Source organism: Streptomyces sp. NPDC001848, assembly GCF_042891915.1.
In the GTDB taxonomy this organism is placed as follows: Bacteria; Actinomycetota; Actinomycetes; order Streptomycetales; family Streptomycetaceae; genus Streptomyces.
The window spans coordinates 201,718-215,478 of sequence record NZ_JBIATP010000012.1; the positions used below are offsets into that span (position 1 = coordinate 201,718).

General features: G+C 67.0%; 24 protein-coding genes. All 24 read right to left on the reverse strand.

Annotation, left to right across the window (positions count from 1 at the left end):
- Positions 1–26: 26 nt before the first annotated feature.
- The gene (gene map, locus ACFYZJ_RS25255) at positions 27–863 is read right to left on the reverse strand and encodes a type I methionyl aminopeptidase (protein ID WP_388571533.1); all 837 of its coding nucleotides are present in this window, start codon (positions 861–863) and stop codon (positions 27–29) included.
- 180 nt (positions 864–1,043) lie between these two features.
- A complete protein-coding gene (locus tag ACFYZJ_RS25260) occupies positions 1,044–1,706 on the reverse strand; it encodes an adenylate kinase (RefSeq protein ID WP_388571534.1) in 663 nt (220 codons plus the stop codon).
- The gene (secY, locus tag ACFYZJ_RS25265) at positions 1,706–3,019 is read right to left on the reverse strand and encodes a preprotein translocase subunit SecY (protein ID WP_388571536.1); all 1,314 of its coding nucleotides are present in this window, start codon (positions 3,017–3,019) and stop codon (positions 1,706–1,708) included. Before secY ends, ACFYZJ_RS25260 begins: the two co-directional genes overlap by 1 nt.
- A gap of 250 nt (positions 3,020–3,269) precedes the next feature.
- On the reverse strand, positions 3,270–3,725 hold the full coding sequence (gene rplO / locus ACFYZJ_RS25270) for a 50S ribosomal protein L15 (protein WP_344645644.1): 456 nt from the start codon (positions 3,723–3,725) through the stop codon (positions 3,270–3,272).
- 2 nt (positions 3,726–3,727) lie between these two features.
- A complete protein-coding gene (gene rpmD, locus ACFYZJ_RS25275) occupies positions 3,728–3,910 on the reverse strand; it encodes a 50S ribosomal protein L30 (protein WP_030174559.1) in 183 nt (60 codons plus the stop codon).
- A gap of 2 nt (positions 3,911–3,912) precedes the next feature.
- Positions 3,913–4,518 (reverse strand): 30S ribosomal protein S5, encoded by a 606-nt coding sequence (gene rpsE, locus ACFYZJ_RS25280; protein ID WP_014674381.1) that lies wholly within the window; start codon positions 4,516–4,518, stop codon positions 3,913–3,915.
- 36 nt (positions 4,519–4,554) lie between these two features.
- Positions 4,555–4,938 (reverse strand): 50S ribosomal protein L18, encoded by a 384-nt coding sequence (gene rplR, locus ACFYZJ_RS25285; protein ID WP_029380981.1) that lies wholly within the window; start codon positions 4,936–4,938, stop codon positions 4,555–4,557.
- 3 nt (positions 4,939–4,941) lie between these two features.
- Positions 4,942–5,481, reverse strand: a complete 540-nt coding sequence (rplF, locus tag ACFYZJ_RS25290; RefSeq protein ID WP_388571539.1) for a 50S ribosomal protein L6 — start codon at positions 5,479–5,481, stop codon at positions 4,942–4,944.
- A 24-nt stretch (positions 5,482–5,505) separates the two neighbouring features.
- A complete protein-coding gene (rpsH, locus tag ACFYZJ_RS25295) occupies positions 5,506–5,904 on the reverse strand; it encodes a 30S ribosomal protein S8 (protein ID WP_103837545.1) in 399 nt (132 codons plus the stop codon).
- A gap of 210 nt (positions 5,905–6,114) precedes the next feature.
- The gene (locus ACFYZJ_RS25300; protein WP_003956452.1) at positions 6,115–6,300 is read right to left on the reverse strand and encodes a type Z 30S ribosomal protein S14; all 186 of its coding nucleotides are present in this window, start codon (positions 6,298–6,300) and stop codon (positions 6,115–6,117) included.
- A gap of 5 nt (positions 6,301–6,305) precedes the next feature.
- Positions 6,306–6,866: a 50S ribosomal protein L5 gene (rplE, locus tag ACFYZJ_RS25305; protein ID WP_388571541.1), complete on the reverse strand. Its 561-nt coding sequence runs from the start codon at positions 6,864–6,866 to the stop codon at positions 6,306–6,308.
- Positions 6,866–7,189 (reverse strand): 50S ribosomal protein L24, encoded by a 324-nt coding sequence (rplX, locus tag ACFYZJ_RS25310; protein WP_200418829.1) that lies wholly within the window; start codon positions 7,187–7,189, stop codon positions 6,866–6,868. The genes rplE and rplX overlap by 1 nt, the downstream gene beginning before the upstream one ends.
- A 2-nt stretch (positions 7,190–7,191) precedes the next feature.
- A complete protein-coding gene (gene rplN / locus ACFYZJ_RS25315) occupies positions 7,192–7,560 on the reverse strand; it encodes a 50S ribosomal protein L14 (RefSeq protein WP_003998823.1) in 369 nt (122 codons plus the stop codon).
- A 348-nt stretch (positions 7,561–7,908) separates the two neighbouring features.
- The gene (gene rpsQ, locus ACFYZJ_RS25320) at positions 7,909–8,193 is read right to left on the reverse strand and encodes a 30S ribosomal protein S17 (protein WP_388571543.1); all 285 of its coding nucleotides are present in this window, start codon (positions 8,191–8,193) and stop codon (positions 7,909–7,911) included.
- Positions 8,193–8,417, reverse strand: coding sequence for a 50S ribosomal protein L29 (rpmC, locus tag ACFYZJ_RS25325; RefSeq protein ID WP_018564811.1), 225 nt, complete (start codon positions 8,415–8,417; stop codon positions 8,193–8,195). The genes rpsQ and rpmC overlap by 1 nt, the downstream gene beginning before the upstream one ends.
- Entirely contained in the window at positions 8,417–8,836 is a 420-nt protein-coding gene (gene rplP, locus ACFYZJ_RS25330) for a 50S ribosomal protein L16 (protein WP_103837549.1), read from the reverse strand. The genes rpmC and rplP overlap by 1 nt, the downstream gene beginning before the upstream one ends.
- Before the next feature lie 5 nt (positions 8,837–8,841).
- A complete protein-coding gene (rpsC, locus tag ACFYZJ_RS25335; protein ID WP_055706471.1) occupies positions 8,842–9,660 on the reverse strand; it encodes a 30S ribosomal protein S3 in 819 nt (272 codons plus the stop codon).
- Positions 9,660–10,007: a 50S ribosomal protein L22 gene (gene rplV / locus ACFYZJ_RS25340; protein ID WP_006130776.1), complete on the reverse strand. Its 348-nt coding sequence runs from the start codon at positions 10,005–10,007 to the stop codon at positions 9,660–9,662. The genes rpsC and rplV overlap by 1 nt, the downstream gene beginning before the upstream one ends.
- 43 nt (positions 10,008–10,050) lie before the next feature.
- On the reverse strand, positions 10,051–10,332 hold the full coding sequence (rpsS, locus tag ACFYZJ_RS25345) for a 30S ribosomal protein S19 (protein WP_039656232.1): 282 nt from the start codon (positions 10,330–10,332) through the stop codon (positions 10,051–10,053).
- Positions 10,333–10,344: 12 nt separating this feature from the next.
- Positions 10,345–11,181 carry a 50S ribosomal protein L2 gene (rplB, locus tag ACFYZJ_RS25350; RefSeq protein ID WP_388571546.1) on the reverse strand — a complete coding sequence of 279 codons (837 nt, stop codon included), beginning with the start codon at positions 11,179–11,181 and terminating at the stop codon, positions 10,345–10,347.
- Between the two features lie 40 nt (positions 11,182–11,221).
- Positions 11,222–11,641 (reverse strand): 50S ribosomal protein L23, encoded by a 420-nt coding sequence (rplW, locus tag ACFYZJ_RS25355; RefSeq protein WP_388571548.1) that lies wholly within the window; start codon positions 11,639–11,641, stop codon positions 11,222–11,224.
- Positions 11,641–12,294 carry a 50S ribosomal protein L4 gene (rplD, locus tag ACFYZJ_RS25360; RefSeq protein ID WP_388571550.1) on the reverse strand — a complete coding sequence of 218 codons (654 nt, stop codon included), beginning with the start codon at positions 12,292–12,294 and terminating at the stop codon, positions 11,641–11,643. The genes rplW and rplD overlap by 1 nt, the downstream gene beginning before the upstream one ends.
- A gap of 8 nt (positions 12,295–12,302) precedes the next feature.
- Positions 12,303–12,947, reverse strand: a complete 645-nt coding sequence (rplC, locus tag ACFYZJ_RS25365; protein ID WP_388571552.1) for a 50S ribosomal protein L3 — start codon at positions 12,945–12,947, stop codon at positions 12,303–12,305.
- An 18-nt stretch (positions 12,948–12,965) separates the two neighbouring features.
- Positions 12,966–13,274: a 30S ribosomal protein S10 gene (gene rpsJ, locus ACFYZJ_RS25370; RefSeq protein ID WP_003948644.1), complete on the reverse strand. Its 309-nt coding sequence runs from the start codon at positions 13,272–13,274 to the stop codon at positions 12,966–12,968.
- Positions 13,275–13,761: the final 487 nt, after the last annotated feature.

The window sequence follows — 13,761 nt, forward strand, 5'->3', positions numbered from 1 at the left end:
ACCGGCGGTCGTGGGTCCGGACGGCGTCAGCCCAGCGGGTCCGGCGCCGCCGTGATCCCGTACTCGGCCAGCTTCGCCTTGCCCCCGTCCGGAGCCGTCAGCACCAGCGGGCCCTCCTCCGTGAGGGCGACGGAGTGCTCCCAGTGGGACGACCATGTGCCGTCCGTCGTGATGACCGTCCAGTCGTCCGACAGGACCTCGGTCTTCGGGGTGCCCAGCGACACCATCGGCTCGATGGCCAGGCAGAAGCCGGGGACCAGCTTCGGGCCCTTGCCCCGGCGGCGGTCGACGTAGTTCAGCAGGTGCGGGTCCATGTGCATCTCGGTGCCGATGCCGTGGCCGCCGTAGTCCTCGATGATTCCGTACCGGCCGCCACCCGGCTTCGGCTGCCGGCGGATGTACGTCTCGATGGCCCGGGAGACGTCGACGAGGCGGTTGCCCTGCTTCACCGCCGCGATGCCGGCCCACATGGACTCCTCGGTCACCCGGGAGAGCTCGATCAGCTCCGGGGCGTGACCGGAGCCGACGAAGCAGGTGTACGCGGCGTCGCCGTGCCAGCCGTCCACGATCGCGCCGGCGTCGATGGAGATGATGTCGCCGTCCTTGAGGACCACCTCGTCGGAGGGGATGCCATGGACGACGACCTCGTTCACCGAGGTGCAGATGGTCGCGGGGAAGCCGCCGTACCCCAGGAAGTTCGACTTGGCCCCGTGCTCGGCCAGCACCTTGCGGGCGACCTCGTCCAGGTCCTTCGTCGTGGCACCCGGCACCGCCGCCTCACGCGTGGCCGCGTGCACGGCGGCGACGACCAGCCCCGCCTCACGCATCTTGGCGATCTGCTCGCGGGTCTTGATCTGCACCATGGGGGCTGCGGCCTTTCTGGACCGGGAAGAGACGGACACCATCAAAGATACGGGGCGGCACGTTCAGCCCGTCCGGCGCTTGCGGACGAGAGCACCGGCGGCTGCGCCCCGAAGCAGCGGCACCCCACACGTCGGCCGCGGCCCCTTCAGGGAACCGCGGCCGTGGAGCGCCTGGAGCGACTACCTGTCGCCCCCCTTCTGCTGGAGCGCCTCCATCGCGCGTGCCGTGACCTCTTCCACCTTGCCGAGGGCCGAGATGGTGACCACGAGGCCCTGGGCCTTGTAGTAGTCGATGATCGGCTCGGTCTGCGTGTGGTAGACCTCCAGCCGCTTTCGGACCGTCTCCTCGGAGTCGTCGTCCCGCTGGTACAGCTCCCCACCGCAGATGTCGCAGACGCCCTCCTGCTTCGGCGCCTTGTACGACACGTGGAACACGTGCGACGAGTCGTTGCGGCACACCCGGCGGCCCGCGATGCGCTTGACGACCTCGTCCTCGGGGACCTCCAGGTCGAGCACCGCGTCCAGCTTCATGCCCTCGGCATCGAGCATGTCGTCCAGCGCCTCGGCCTGCGAGACGTTGCGCGGGAAGCCGTCCAACAGGAAGCCGCCCTGCGCGTCCGGCTGCTCCATGCGGTCCTTGGCCATCGCGATGGTGACCTCGTCGGGCACCAGGTTGCCCGCGTCCATGTAGGACTTCGCGAGTTTCCCGAGCTCCGTCTGCCGGCTGATGTTGGCGCGGAACAGGTCGCCCGTGGAGATGTGCGGGATCGACAGGTTCTTGGCGAGGAACGCGGCCTGCGTCCCCTTGCCTGCACCGGGCGGCCCGACGAGCACGATTCGCATCAGCGGAGGAACCCTTCGTAATTGCGCTGCTGGAGCTGGCTCTCGATCTGCTTCACCGTCTCAAGGCCGACACCCACGATGATCAGGATGCTGGTGCCCCCGAACGGGAAGTTCTGGCTCGCCCCGAAGCCAACCAACGCCATTGTCGGTACGAGAGCGATCAAGCCCAGGTACAGCGAACCCGGCCAGGTGATCCGGTTGAGCACGTACGACAGGTACTCAGCGGTGGGCCGACCGGCCCGGATGCCCGGGATGAAGCCACCATACTTCTTCATGTTGTCCGCGACTTCCTCGGGGTTGAACGAGATGGCCACGTAGAAGAACGCGAAGAACACGATCAGCAGGAAGTAAAGGGTGATGTACATCGGGTGGTCACCCTTGGTGAGGTTCTGCTGGATCCAGGACTTCCACCCGGAATTGCCGCCGGCGAACTGCGCGATCAGCGCCGGGATGTAGAGCAGCGACGACGCGAAGATGACAGGGATCACACCCGCCTGGTTGACCTTGAGCGGGATGTACGTGGACGTACCGCCGTAGGAACGGCGGCCGATCATCCGCTTCGCGTACTGCACGGGGATGCGCCGCTGCGCCTGCTCGACGAAGACCACCAGGCCGACCATGACCAGGCCCACCAGGATGACCGTGCCGAACTCGATCCAGCCGCCGGCCAGGGTGCCCTGCTTCTTGATCGCCCACAGGGCGGACGGGAAGGTCGCGGCGATCGAGATGAACATCAGGATGGACATGCCGTTGCCGATGCCGCGGTCGGTGATCAGCTCACCGAGCCACATGACGACGGCGGTACCGGCGGTCATGCAGATGACCATCGTGATGGTGGTGAAGATCGACTGGTCGGGCACGATCGAGGACGCCACCGGGCAGCCCGAGAACAGTGCGCCGCTGCGGGCGGTGGCCACCAGACCGGTGCCCTGGAGGATCGCCAGCGCCACCGTCAGGTAGCGGGTGTACTGCGTGATCTTCGCCGTACCGGCCTGGCCCTCCTTCTTCAGGGCCTCCAGGCGCGGGATGACCACGGTCAGCAGCTGGAGAATGATGCTCGCCGTGATGTACGGCATGATGCCCAGCGCGAAGACCGTGATCTGGAGCAGCGCGCCGCCGCTGAACATGTTGACCAGACCGAACAGGCCCTGCTGTCCCTTGGCCACGTCGATACAGGTCTGAACGCTCTTGTAGTCGACGCCGGGGATCGGGATGTGCGTACCGACCCGGTACACCACGATGATGCCCAGCGTGAAGAGCAGCTTCTTGCGCAGGTCGGGCGTCCTGAACGCCCGGGCGAACGCGGTGAGCACGGTGCCTCCTGCGACCCCCGCGCAACTGCGTCAAGGGTGACGGTCTGAGTTTCCGACTGAACAACGACAACAACGACATACGTAACGGTCGACTGCCGCTCCGGGTGCCCGAACCGCGACACCCGGTGAAATAGGCAGTGCAGGCCACCTTACCCGCGAGACTGCCTCCCTTGGAACGACCGACCGGGGATACCCCTGTGTGAGGTATCCCCGGTCGGGATCGTTCAGGTCATCGAGACGCCCGAAGGTTTCAGACGAGCTCGGTGACGGTACCGCCCGCGGCGGTGATCTTCTCCTTGGCGGAGCCGGAGACGGCGTCGACCGTCACCTGCAGCGCCACGGAGATCTCGCCCTGGCCGAGGACCTTGACGAGGCTGTTCTTGCGAACCGCACCCTTGGCCACGAGGTCCTCGACGGTGACCTCGCCACCCTCGGGGTAGAGCGCGGCCAGCTTGTCGAGGTTCACGACCTGGTACTCGGTCTTGAACGGGTTCTTGAAGCCCTTCAGCTTCGGGAGACGCATGTGGAGCGGCATCTGGCCACCCTCGAAGCTCTCCGGAACCTGGTAGCGGGCCTTCGTGCCCTTGGTACCACGACCGGCCGTCTTACCCTTCGACGCCTCACCACGACCGACACGGGTCTTGGCGGTCTTGGCGCCCGGGGCGGGACGGAGGTTGTGGATCTTGAGCGGGTTCTGCTCCGCCATGATCAGTCGACCTCCTCGACCGTCACGAGGTGGCGGACGGTGTGCACCATGCCGCGGAACTCGGGGCGGTCCTCCTTGACGACCACGTCACCCAGGCGCTTCAGGCCCAGGGAACGCAGGGTGTCGCGGTGGTTCTGCTTGCTGCCGATGTAGGACTTGACCTGCGTGATCTTGAGCTGCGCCATGATTACGCACCCACCCCGGCACGCGCACGCAGCAGGGCCGCGGGGGCGACGTCCTCGAGCGGCAGACCACGGCGGGCCGCGATCTCCTCGGGACGCTGCAGGCCCTTCAGGGCCTCCACGGTCGCGTGCACGATGTTGATGGCGTTGTCGGAGCCGAGCGACTTCGACAGCACGTCGTGGATACCGGCGCACTCGAGCACGGCACGCACCGGACCACCGGCGATAACACCGGTACCGGGCGAGGCGGGCTTGAGCAGCACGACGCCGGCAGCCTTCTCACCCTGGATCGGGTGCGGGATGGTGCCCTGGATCCGGGGGACCTTGAAGAAGTGCTTCTTGGCCTCCTCAACGCCCTTGGCGATGGCGGCCGGCACCTCCTTGGCCTTGCCGTATCCGACACCCACGGTGCCGTCACCGTCGCCCACCACGACCAGCGCGGTGAAGCTGAAGCGACGACCACCCTTCACAACCTTGGCGACGCGGTTGATCGCGACGACGCGCTCAACGTACGCGGTCTTCTCGGCGGCAGCAGCGCCGCCGTCACGGCCCTTCCGGTCCCGCCGCTCGCCGCCACCGGCACCGCTTCCGCGGCGCTGGGGTCCAGCCATTGGATTACCTCTCTCTTTCCGCTAGCTACAAGCGGCTCAGAACTTGAGCCCGGCTTCGCGGGCGGCGTCCGCCAGGGCGGCGATGCGCCCGGCGTACTGGTTGCCACCACGGTCGAACACGACGGCCTCGACACCGGCGGCCTTGGCACGCTCGGCGACCAGGGCGCCGACCTGCTTGGCCTGCGCGGACTTGTCGCCCTCGCCACCGCGGATCGACGCGTCCAGGGTGGACGCCGACGCCAGGGTGTGGCCCTTGAGGTCGTCGATCACCTGCGCCACGATGTGGCGGTTGGAGCGGGTCACGACCAGACGGGGACGCTCCGCCGTACCGGACACCTTCTTGCGGATCCGGATGTGACGACGCTTGATCGCGGCGCGCTTGTAGGCGTCGCCCTTGAGGATCTTCTGCCCGTATGCCATGGCTTACTTACCCGCCTTTCCGACCTTGCGGCGGATGACTTCGCCCTCGTACTTGACGCCCTTGGCCTTGTACGGGTCGGGCTTGCGCAGCTTGCGGATGTTGGCCGCAACCTCGCCGACCTTCTGCTTGTCGATGCCCTCGACCGAGAAGCGGGTCGGGGTCTCCACCTTGAAGGTGATGCCCTCGGGCGCCTCGACGGTGATCGGGTGGCTGTAGCCGAGCGCGAACTCGAGGTTCGAGCCCTTGGCGGTCACGCGGTAACCGACACCGCTGATCTCGAGCTTCTTCACGTAACCCTGGGTCACGCCGGTGATCATGTTCGCCACCAGCGTGCGGGACAGGCCGTGCAGGGCCTTGTTCTGCCGCTCGTCGTTCGGGCGGGTCACCTGGAGGGTGCCGTCCTCAGTCTTGACGATCTCGATCGGCGCGGCGACGGTGTGGGTCAGTTCGCCCTTGGGGCCCTTGACCGAGACCGTGCGGCCGTCGATGGTGACGTCCACGCCGGCGGGAACCGCGATGGGGAGCTTGCCGATGCGCGACATAGCTGTTTCCTCCGTTCCCTTCCGTTACCAGACGTAGGCGAGGACTTCTCCGCCTACGCCCTTCTTGCCGGCCTGCTTGTCGGTGAGGAGCCCGTGGGACGTGGAGATGATCGCCACGCCGAGGCCGCCGAGCACCTTCGGCAGGTTGGTGGACTTCGCGTACACCCGGAGACCGGGCTTGGAGATCCGCTTGATGCCCGCGATGGAGCGCTCACGGTTCGGGCCGAACTTCAGCTCGAGGACGAGGTTCTTGCCGACCTCGGCATCCTCGACGCGCCAGCCCGTGATGAAGCCCTCCTGCTGGAGGATCTCCGCGATGTGCGACTTGATCTTGGAGTGCGGCATGGTCACCGTGTCGTGGTACGCCGCGTTCGCGTTCCGCAGACGCGTGAGCATGTCTGCGATCGGATCAGTCATGGTCATGAATTGGCCTTCGGCCTCTCTCGCCGGGGTTTCCTGGTGCGCCATCCCTCTCCCCGATCCGAGACGGGACGGGTGCGGCGCGGTGGACCTACGGCGTAGTAAGTCGTACGGGCGGCAGACGCCCAACCCCACAAGCCTAAGGCATGTGAGGTGGGCCGCCTGCCGACCCAGTTGCTTACCGAGAGCCCTGGGAAGTCCCCAATTAGGGGATTACCAGGAGCTCTTGGTCACGCCCGGCAGCTCGCCACGGTGAGCCATCTCACGAAGGCACACGCGGCACAGGCCGAACTTGCGGTACACGGAGTGCGGACGGCCGCAGCGCTGGCAGCGGGTGTACGCGCGCACACCGAACTTGGGCTTGCGAGCAGCCTTCGCGATGAGAGCCTTCTTCGCCATCTCGCTCACGCCTCCTTGAAGGGGAAGCCGAGGTGACGGAGGAGGGCGCGGCCCTCTTCGTCGTTGGTCGCCGTGGTGACCACGGTGATGTCCATACCCCGGACGCGGTCGATCTTGTCCTGGTCGATCTCGTGGAACATGACCTGCTCGGTGAGACCGAAGGTGTAGTTGCCACGGCCGTCGAACTGCTTGGGGGACAGGCCGCGGAAGTCGCGGATGCGCGGCAGCGCGAGCGACAGGGTGCGGTCCAGGAACTCCCACATGCGGTCGCCACGGAGCGTGACGTGGGCACCGATCGGCTGGCCCTCACGCAGCTTGAACTGCGCGATGGACTTGCGGGCCTTGGTGACGGCCGGCTTCTGACCGGTGATCGTGGCGAGGTCGCGGATGGCGCCCTCGATCAGCTTGGAGTCGCGGGCGGCGTCGCCCACACCCATGTTGACCACGATCTTGACGAGGCCCGGAACCTGCATGACGTTCTCGTACTTGAACTGCTCACGCAGCTTCTGGACGATCTCGTCGCGGTACTTCTGCTTCAGACGCGGAGTCACGGTGGTGGTCGTCATCAGATGTCCTCACCCGTCCGCTTGGCAACGCGGATCTTGTTGCCGTTCTCGTCGAAGCGGTAGCCGACGCGGGTCACGACCTTCTTGCCGTCCTTCTCCACGACCAGCTGAACGTTGGACACGTGGATGGGGGCCTCGGTCGTGATGATGCCGCCGGCCTGCGAGCCGCGAGCGGTCGGACCAGCCTTGGTGTGCTTCTTGACCCGGTTGACACCCTCGACCAGGACGCGCTCCTCGCGCGGGAAAGCGGCAATGACCTTGCCCTGCTTGCCCTTGTCCTTGCCGGTGATGACCTGGACCAGGTCGCCCTTCTTGATCTTCATGCTTACAGCACCTCCGGCGCGAGCGAGATGATCTTCATGAACTTCTTCTCGCGCAGCTCACGGCCGACCGGGCCGAAGATGCGGGTGCCGCGAGGGTCGCCGTCGTTCTTCAGAATGACGGCGGCGTTCTCGTCGAAGCGGATGTACGAGCCGTCCGGACGGCGGCGCTCCTTGACGGTGCGAACGATGACCGCCTTGACGACGTCACCCTTCTTCACGTTGCCACCGGGGATCGCGTCCTTGACGGTGGCGACGATGACGTCACCGATGCCCGCGTAGCGGCGACCGGAACCACCGAGCACACGGATGCAAAGGATCTCCTTCGCACCAGTGTTGTCGGCGACACGCAGTCGCGACTCCTGCTGGATCACGTCTATCTCCTGATCGTCTGCCGGTTCCCTCCGGGGGTTGAACCGGAGAGCCTGGCGGAACTGTCCTGCGAGGTCTGCCCCGCAGGAATTACTTGCGCCTCTGAAGGCGGAAACCCTCTCCGCCGGGGGCGGGTTCGCGCTGACGCGCGGGCCGTCGGCGGCCGCAGGCGGTCCGGCCGGGCTCCGCGAGGACTCGCGGGCCGACCGGGCTGCCTGGCGTCGGCCTCCCCGGGCCTCGCCCTTCGGCCCGAGGCCGAGGGCGGTGCCCGGGCCGGGGGCTTCAGCCCCCGACGGGCTACCAGGGGCGGCAGCCCCTGGCGGGGTCAGCGGGGGCCGGGCCCCCGCTTATTACTTCGCCTTCTCGAGGATCTCGACGACGCGCCAGCGCTTGGTCGCGGACAGCGGCCGGGTCTCCATCAGGAGGACGCGGTCGCCGACACCCGCGGCGTTCTGCTCGTCGTGCGCCTTGAGCTTGCTCGTACGGCGGATGACCTTGCCGTACAGCGCGTGCTTGACGCGGTCCTCGACGGCGACGACGACGGTCTTGTCCATCTTGTCGCTGACGACGAGACCCTCACGGGTCTTGCGGAAGCCGCGCGCCTCAGTCTTCTCAGTCACGTTGTTCTCGCTCATCAGGCGTTCTCCACCGTTTCGATGCCCAGCTCACGCTCGCGCATCAGGGTGTAGATCCGCGCGATGTCCTTGCGGACCGCCTTCAGACGGCCGTGGTTCTCGAGCTGCCCGGTCGCCGCCTGGAAGCGGAGGTTGAACAGCTCTTCCTTGGCCTCGCGGAGCTTGCCCAGAAGCTCCTCGTTGCCCAGCTCGCGCAGCTCGGACGCCTTGGTACCGGCCGACATCACGCTTCACCTGCCTCGCGCTTGACGATCCGGCACTTCATCGGCAGCTTGTGGGCCGCACGGGTCAGCGCCTCACGGGCGATCTTCTCGTTGGGGTACGACAGCTCGAACATCACGCGTCCGGGCTTGACGTTGGCGATCCACCACTCCGGAGAACCCTTACCGGAACCCATGCGGGTCTCGGCGGGCTTCTTGGTGAGCGGACGGTCCGGGTAGATGTTGATCCAGACCTTGCCACCACGCTTGATGTGACGCGTCATGGCGATACGAGCGGCCTCGATCTGACGGTTCGTCACATACGCCGGGGTGAGCGCCTGGATGCCGTACTCGCCGAACGCAACCGTCGTGCCACCCTTGGCAGCGCCGTCACGCTTCGGGTGGTGCTGCTTGCGGTGCTTGACCCTACGGGGGATCAGCATGTCGGTCAGGCCTCCGTTCCGGTGCTCTCAGCCGGAGCGGCAGGGGCCTCGGCCTTGGGGGCCTCGGCACCGGCAGCCTGCTGCGGCTTGCGACCGCGCCGCTCGCCACCGCGGCCACCACGGGCCGGGCGGTCGGCACCGCCACGCGCCGGGCGGTTACCCGCACGGGCGGCAGCGTTCTCGGCGCGGACCTCGGCGATGTTCTTGACGTCGCCCTTGTAGATCCAGACCTTCACGCCGATGCGGCCGAAGGTCGTCTTGGCCTCGAAGAAGCCGTAGTCCACGTTCGCGCGGAGCGTGTGCAGGGGCACACGGCCCTCGCGGTAGAACTCCGAGCGGGACATCTCGGCGCCGCCGAGGCGGCCACCGCACTGGATCTTGATGCCCTTGGCGCCTGCCTTCATCGCCGACTGCATGCTCTTGCGCATGGCGCGGCGGAAGGAGACGCGGGAGGACAGCTGCTCGGCAACGGCCTGGGCAACCAGCTGAGCGTCGGTCTCGGGGTTCTTGACCTCGAGGATGTTCAGCTGGACCTGCTTGCCCGTGAGCTTCTCGAGGTCGCCGCGGATGCGGTCGGCCTCGGCGCCACGGCGGCCGATGACGATGCCCGGACGCGCGGTGTGGATGTCCACGCGGACGCGGTCACGGGTGCGCTCGATCTCCACCTTGGAGATGCCGGCGCGCTCCATGCCGGACGTCATCATCCGACGGATGGCGACGTCTTCCTTGACGTAGTCCTTGTAGAGCTTGTCGGCGTACCAGCGCGACTTGAAGTCGGTGGTGACACCGAGCCGGAACCCGTGCGGGTTTACCTTCTGGCCCATTACCGGGTTCCTTCCTTGCTGCTGACGACCACGGTGATGTGGCTGGTCCGCTTGCGGATCCGGTAGGCACGGCCCTGGGCACGCGGACGGAACCGCTTCAGGGTCGGGCCCTCGTCGACGTAGGCCTCGGAGATGAAGAGGCTGTCGACATCGGTGTGGTCGTAGTTGTGCGCGGCGTTGGCGATGGCGCTGTCGAGCACCTTGCCCACCGGCACCGAGGCGGCCTGCGGAGCGAATCGCAGGACGGCCTGGGCCTCCGTGGCGTCCATGCCACGGATGAGGTCCACCACGCGGCGGGCCTTCATGGGCGTGACGCGGATGTACCGCGCCTGGGCCCTGGCTTCCATGGTTGTCCCTTCAGTTACTTACGTGTCTGAATGCGATCCGCTACTAGCGGCGCTTCGACTTCCGGTCTTCCTTGACGTGACCCCGGAAGGTGCGCGTCGGCGAGAACTCGCCGAGCTTGTGGCCGACCATCGACTCGGTGACGAACACCGGGATGTGGGTCTTGCCGTTGTGCACCGCGATCGTGTGGCCGAGCATGGCCGGGACGATCATCGAGCGACGGGACCAGGTCTTGATGACGTTCTTGGTGCCGGCTTCGTTCTGCGAGTCCACCTTCTTCATCAGGTGGTCGTCGACGAAGGGCCCCTTCTTCAAGCTACGAGGCATCTCAACCCGTCCTTAGCGCTTCTTGTTCGTCTTGCGGCGGCGGACGATGTACTTGTTGCTCGCCTTCTTGGGAGAACGCGTACGACCTTCCTTCTGGCCCCACGGGGAGACCGGGTGGCGGCCACCGGAGGTCCGGCCCTCACCACCACCGTGCGGGTGGTCGACCGGGTTCATGACCACACCACGCACGGTCGGGCGAACGCCCAGCCAGCGCTTGCGGCCCGCCTTGCCCCAGTTGATGTTCGACTGCTCGGCGTTGCCGACCTCGCCGACGGTGGCGCGGCAGCGGACGTCGACCAGGCGGATCTCACCGGACGGCATGCGCAGGTGGGCGTAGGCGCCCTCCTTCGCGAGCAGCTGCACGGAGGCACCGGCGGAGCGGGCGAACTTCGCGCCGCCGCCCGGACGCAGCTCGATGGCGTGCAGGGTGGTACCGACCGGGATGTTGCGCAGGGCGAGGTTGTTGCCCGGCTTGATGTCGGCCCCGGGGCCGTTCTCGACACGGTCGCCCTGCTGCAGGCCGCGCGGCGCGAGGATGTAGCGCTTCTCGCCGTCGGCGTAGTGCAGCAGCGCGATGCGCGCGGTGCGGTTGGGGTCGTACTCGATGTGCGCGACCTTCGCCGGCACGCCGTCCTTGTCGTGACGACGGAAGTCGATCACGCGGTAGGCGCGCTTGTGGCCACCGCCCTGGTGGCGGACGGTCACACGACCGGAATTGTTACGGCCGCCCTTGCTGTGCAGGGGACGGACCAGCGACTTCTCCGGCGTGGACCGCGTGACCTCGACGAAGTCGGCAACGCTGGCGCCACGACGGCCCGGCGTAGTCGGCTTGTACTTGCGGATACCCATTTCTCAGTCCTCGTCCGATATCGGACGATCCGGACCGCCCTTAGGCGGTCGGACCGCCGAAGATGTCGATACGGTCGCCCTCGGCGAGGGTCACGATCGCGCGCTTGGTGGCCGCACGCTGGCCGAAGCCGGTGCGGGTCCGCTTGCGCTTGCCCTGGCGGTTGATCGTGTTGACCCCGGTGACCTTGACCGAGAAGACCGACTGGACGGCCTCCTTGATCTGGGTCTTGTTGGCGCGCGGGTCGACGATGAACGTGTACTTGTTCTCGTCGAGGAGCGCGTAGCTCTTCTCGGAGACGACCGGCTTCAGCAGGACGTCACGGGGGTCCGTGTACGCCTTGCTCAGCGGGGTCTCGACGGTGTTCTTGCCCTCGGCGGCGTGGCGGCGCGCCTTGGCGACGCGCGCGGCCTTGGCGGCCTTGGCGGCCTTCGAGGCAATGGCGGGGTGACGGATAGCCATCAGGCCTCGCTCCCTTCGGTGTCAGTGGCCTTCGGGCCGGACACGAAGGACTCGAAAGCGGCCTGGGTGAAGACCACGTCGTCGGAGACGATCACGTCGTACGTGTTCAGCTGGCCCGGCTCCAGGATGTGCACCTGGGGCAGGTTGCGAGCGGACAGCACGGCCTTCTCGTTCTCGCGGTCGACGACCAGCAGCACGTTCTTGCGCTCGCTGATCTTGGCGAGGAGAGCCTTGGCGGCCTTGGTGGAGATGTCCGACTCGACCACGTCGGTCACGACGTGGATGCGGTTGTTGCGCGCCCGGTCGGTGAGGGCGTGGCGCAGGGCCGCGGCCTTCATCTTCTTGGGCGTCCGCTGCGAGTAGTCGCGCGGCACGGGACCGTGCACGACGCCACCACCGGCGAACTGCGGCGCGCGGGTCGAACCCTGACGGGCGCGACCGGTGCCCTTCTGGCGGTACGGCTTCTTGCCGCCACCACGGACTTCACCGCGGGTCTTGGTCTTGTGCGTGCCCTGGCGGGCAGCGGCCAGCTGCGCGACGACGACCTGGTGGATCAGCGGGATGCTGACCTTCTCAACGCCGAAGATCTCCGCGGGGAGCTCGACGGTACCGGCCTTCTCGCCCGCCGGCGAAAGGATGTCAACAGTGCTCATCGGTTACCTCAGGCCCCCTTGGCCGCGGTGCGGACCAGGACGAGGCCGCCGTTCGGACCGGGAACCGCGCCCTTGATGAGCAGCAGACCCTTCTCCGCGTCAACGGCGTGGACGGTCAGGTTCTGGGTGGTGACCCGCTCGTTGCCCATGCGACCCGCCATGCGGAGGCCCTTGAACACACGGCCCGGGGTGGCGCAGCCACCGATCGAACCGGGGGAGCGGTGCTTGCGCTGGGTGCCGTGACCGGCGCCGAGGCCCTTGAAGTTGTGACGCTTCATGACACCGGCGAAGCCCTTGCCCTTGCTCTTGCCGGTGACGTCGACCTTCTGACCGGCCTCGAACACCTCAGCGGTGATCTCCTGGCCGAGCGTGTACTCGGAGGCGTCCGCGGTGCGGATCTCGACGAGGTGACGACGGGGGGTGACGTCGGCCTTGGCGAAGTGACCCTTGAGGGGCTTGTTCACCTTGCGCGGGTCGATCTCGCCGAAGGCGATCTGGACGGACTCGTAGCCGTCGACGTCGTTCGTACGGACCTGGGTGACGACGTTCGGCCCGGCCTTGACGACGGTGACCGGGACAACGCGGTTGTTGTCGTCCCACACCTGCGTCATACCGAGCTTCTCGCCCAGGATGCCCTTGATCTGCTTAGCCATCTCTTCAGATCACCGGCCTCAGAGCTTGATCTCGATGTCGACGCCGGCCGGGAGGTCGAGTCGCATCAGAGAGTCAACGGTCTTGGGGGTCGGGTCGAGGATGTCGATCAGGCGCTTGTGCGTGCGCATCTCGAAGTGCTCGCGCGAGTCCTTGTACTTGTGCGGCGACTTGATGACGCAGTACACGTTCTTCTCAGTGGGCAGCGGCACCGGGCCCGCGACCGACGCACCAGTGCGGGTCACCGTCTCGACGATCTTCTTCGCCGAGGAGTCGATGACCTCGTGGTCGTAGGCCTTGAGCCGGATGCGGATCTTCTGTCCCGCCATGGCTACTTCGTAGTCCTGTCTCTCTTACGCTCTGGAACCCGGCGTTCCCTGCCCTCGTCTCCGACCCACGCGGTCGGGCGTGTCGCGCTCCCGCTGACACAGATGTCCCTTGATCGAACATCCCCGCGGGATTGCGCACGGCCCTGCGAACCGCGCCTGCCGGGGCCGAAAGGCCCACCGGGTGCCTGGCCGGCGCCGCGCCCACGCTTCCCGGAAGATTCCCGTACGTCCGCCCCAGCGCTGCCCTTGGGCAGTTAGGACGACGAGTACCGTGGGACTCGCTTCCGGTCCTCCCGGCGGGAGGCGCGCAGCATCAACACTCGACCGAGCAACTCGGACAGTCTGCCACAGGGGGCGGGGGGCTGGCCAATCGGGCCGGAGAGATTACCCCGGGCGTGACGCGAGTCAAACACGGGCCCCCGCGGGGCCGCGCACGGCGCCGCGCGCAACACCGGTCCAGGTGGCGCAAATCGTTCATGTCCATGAA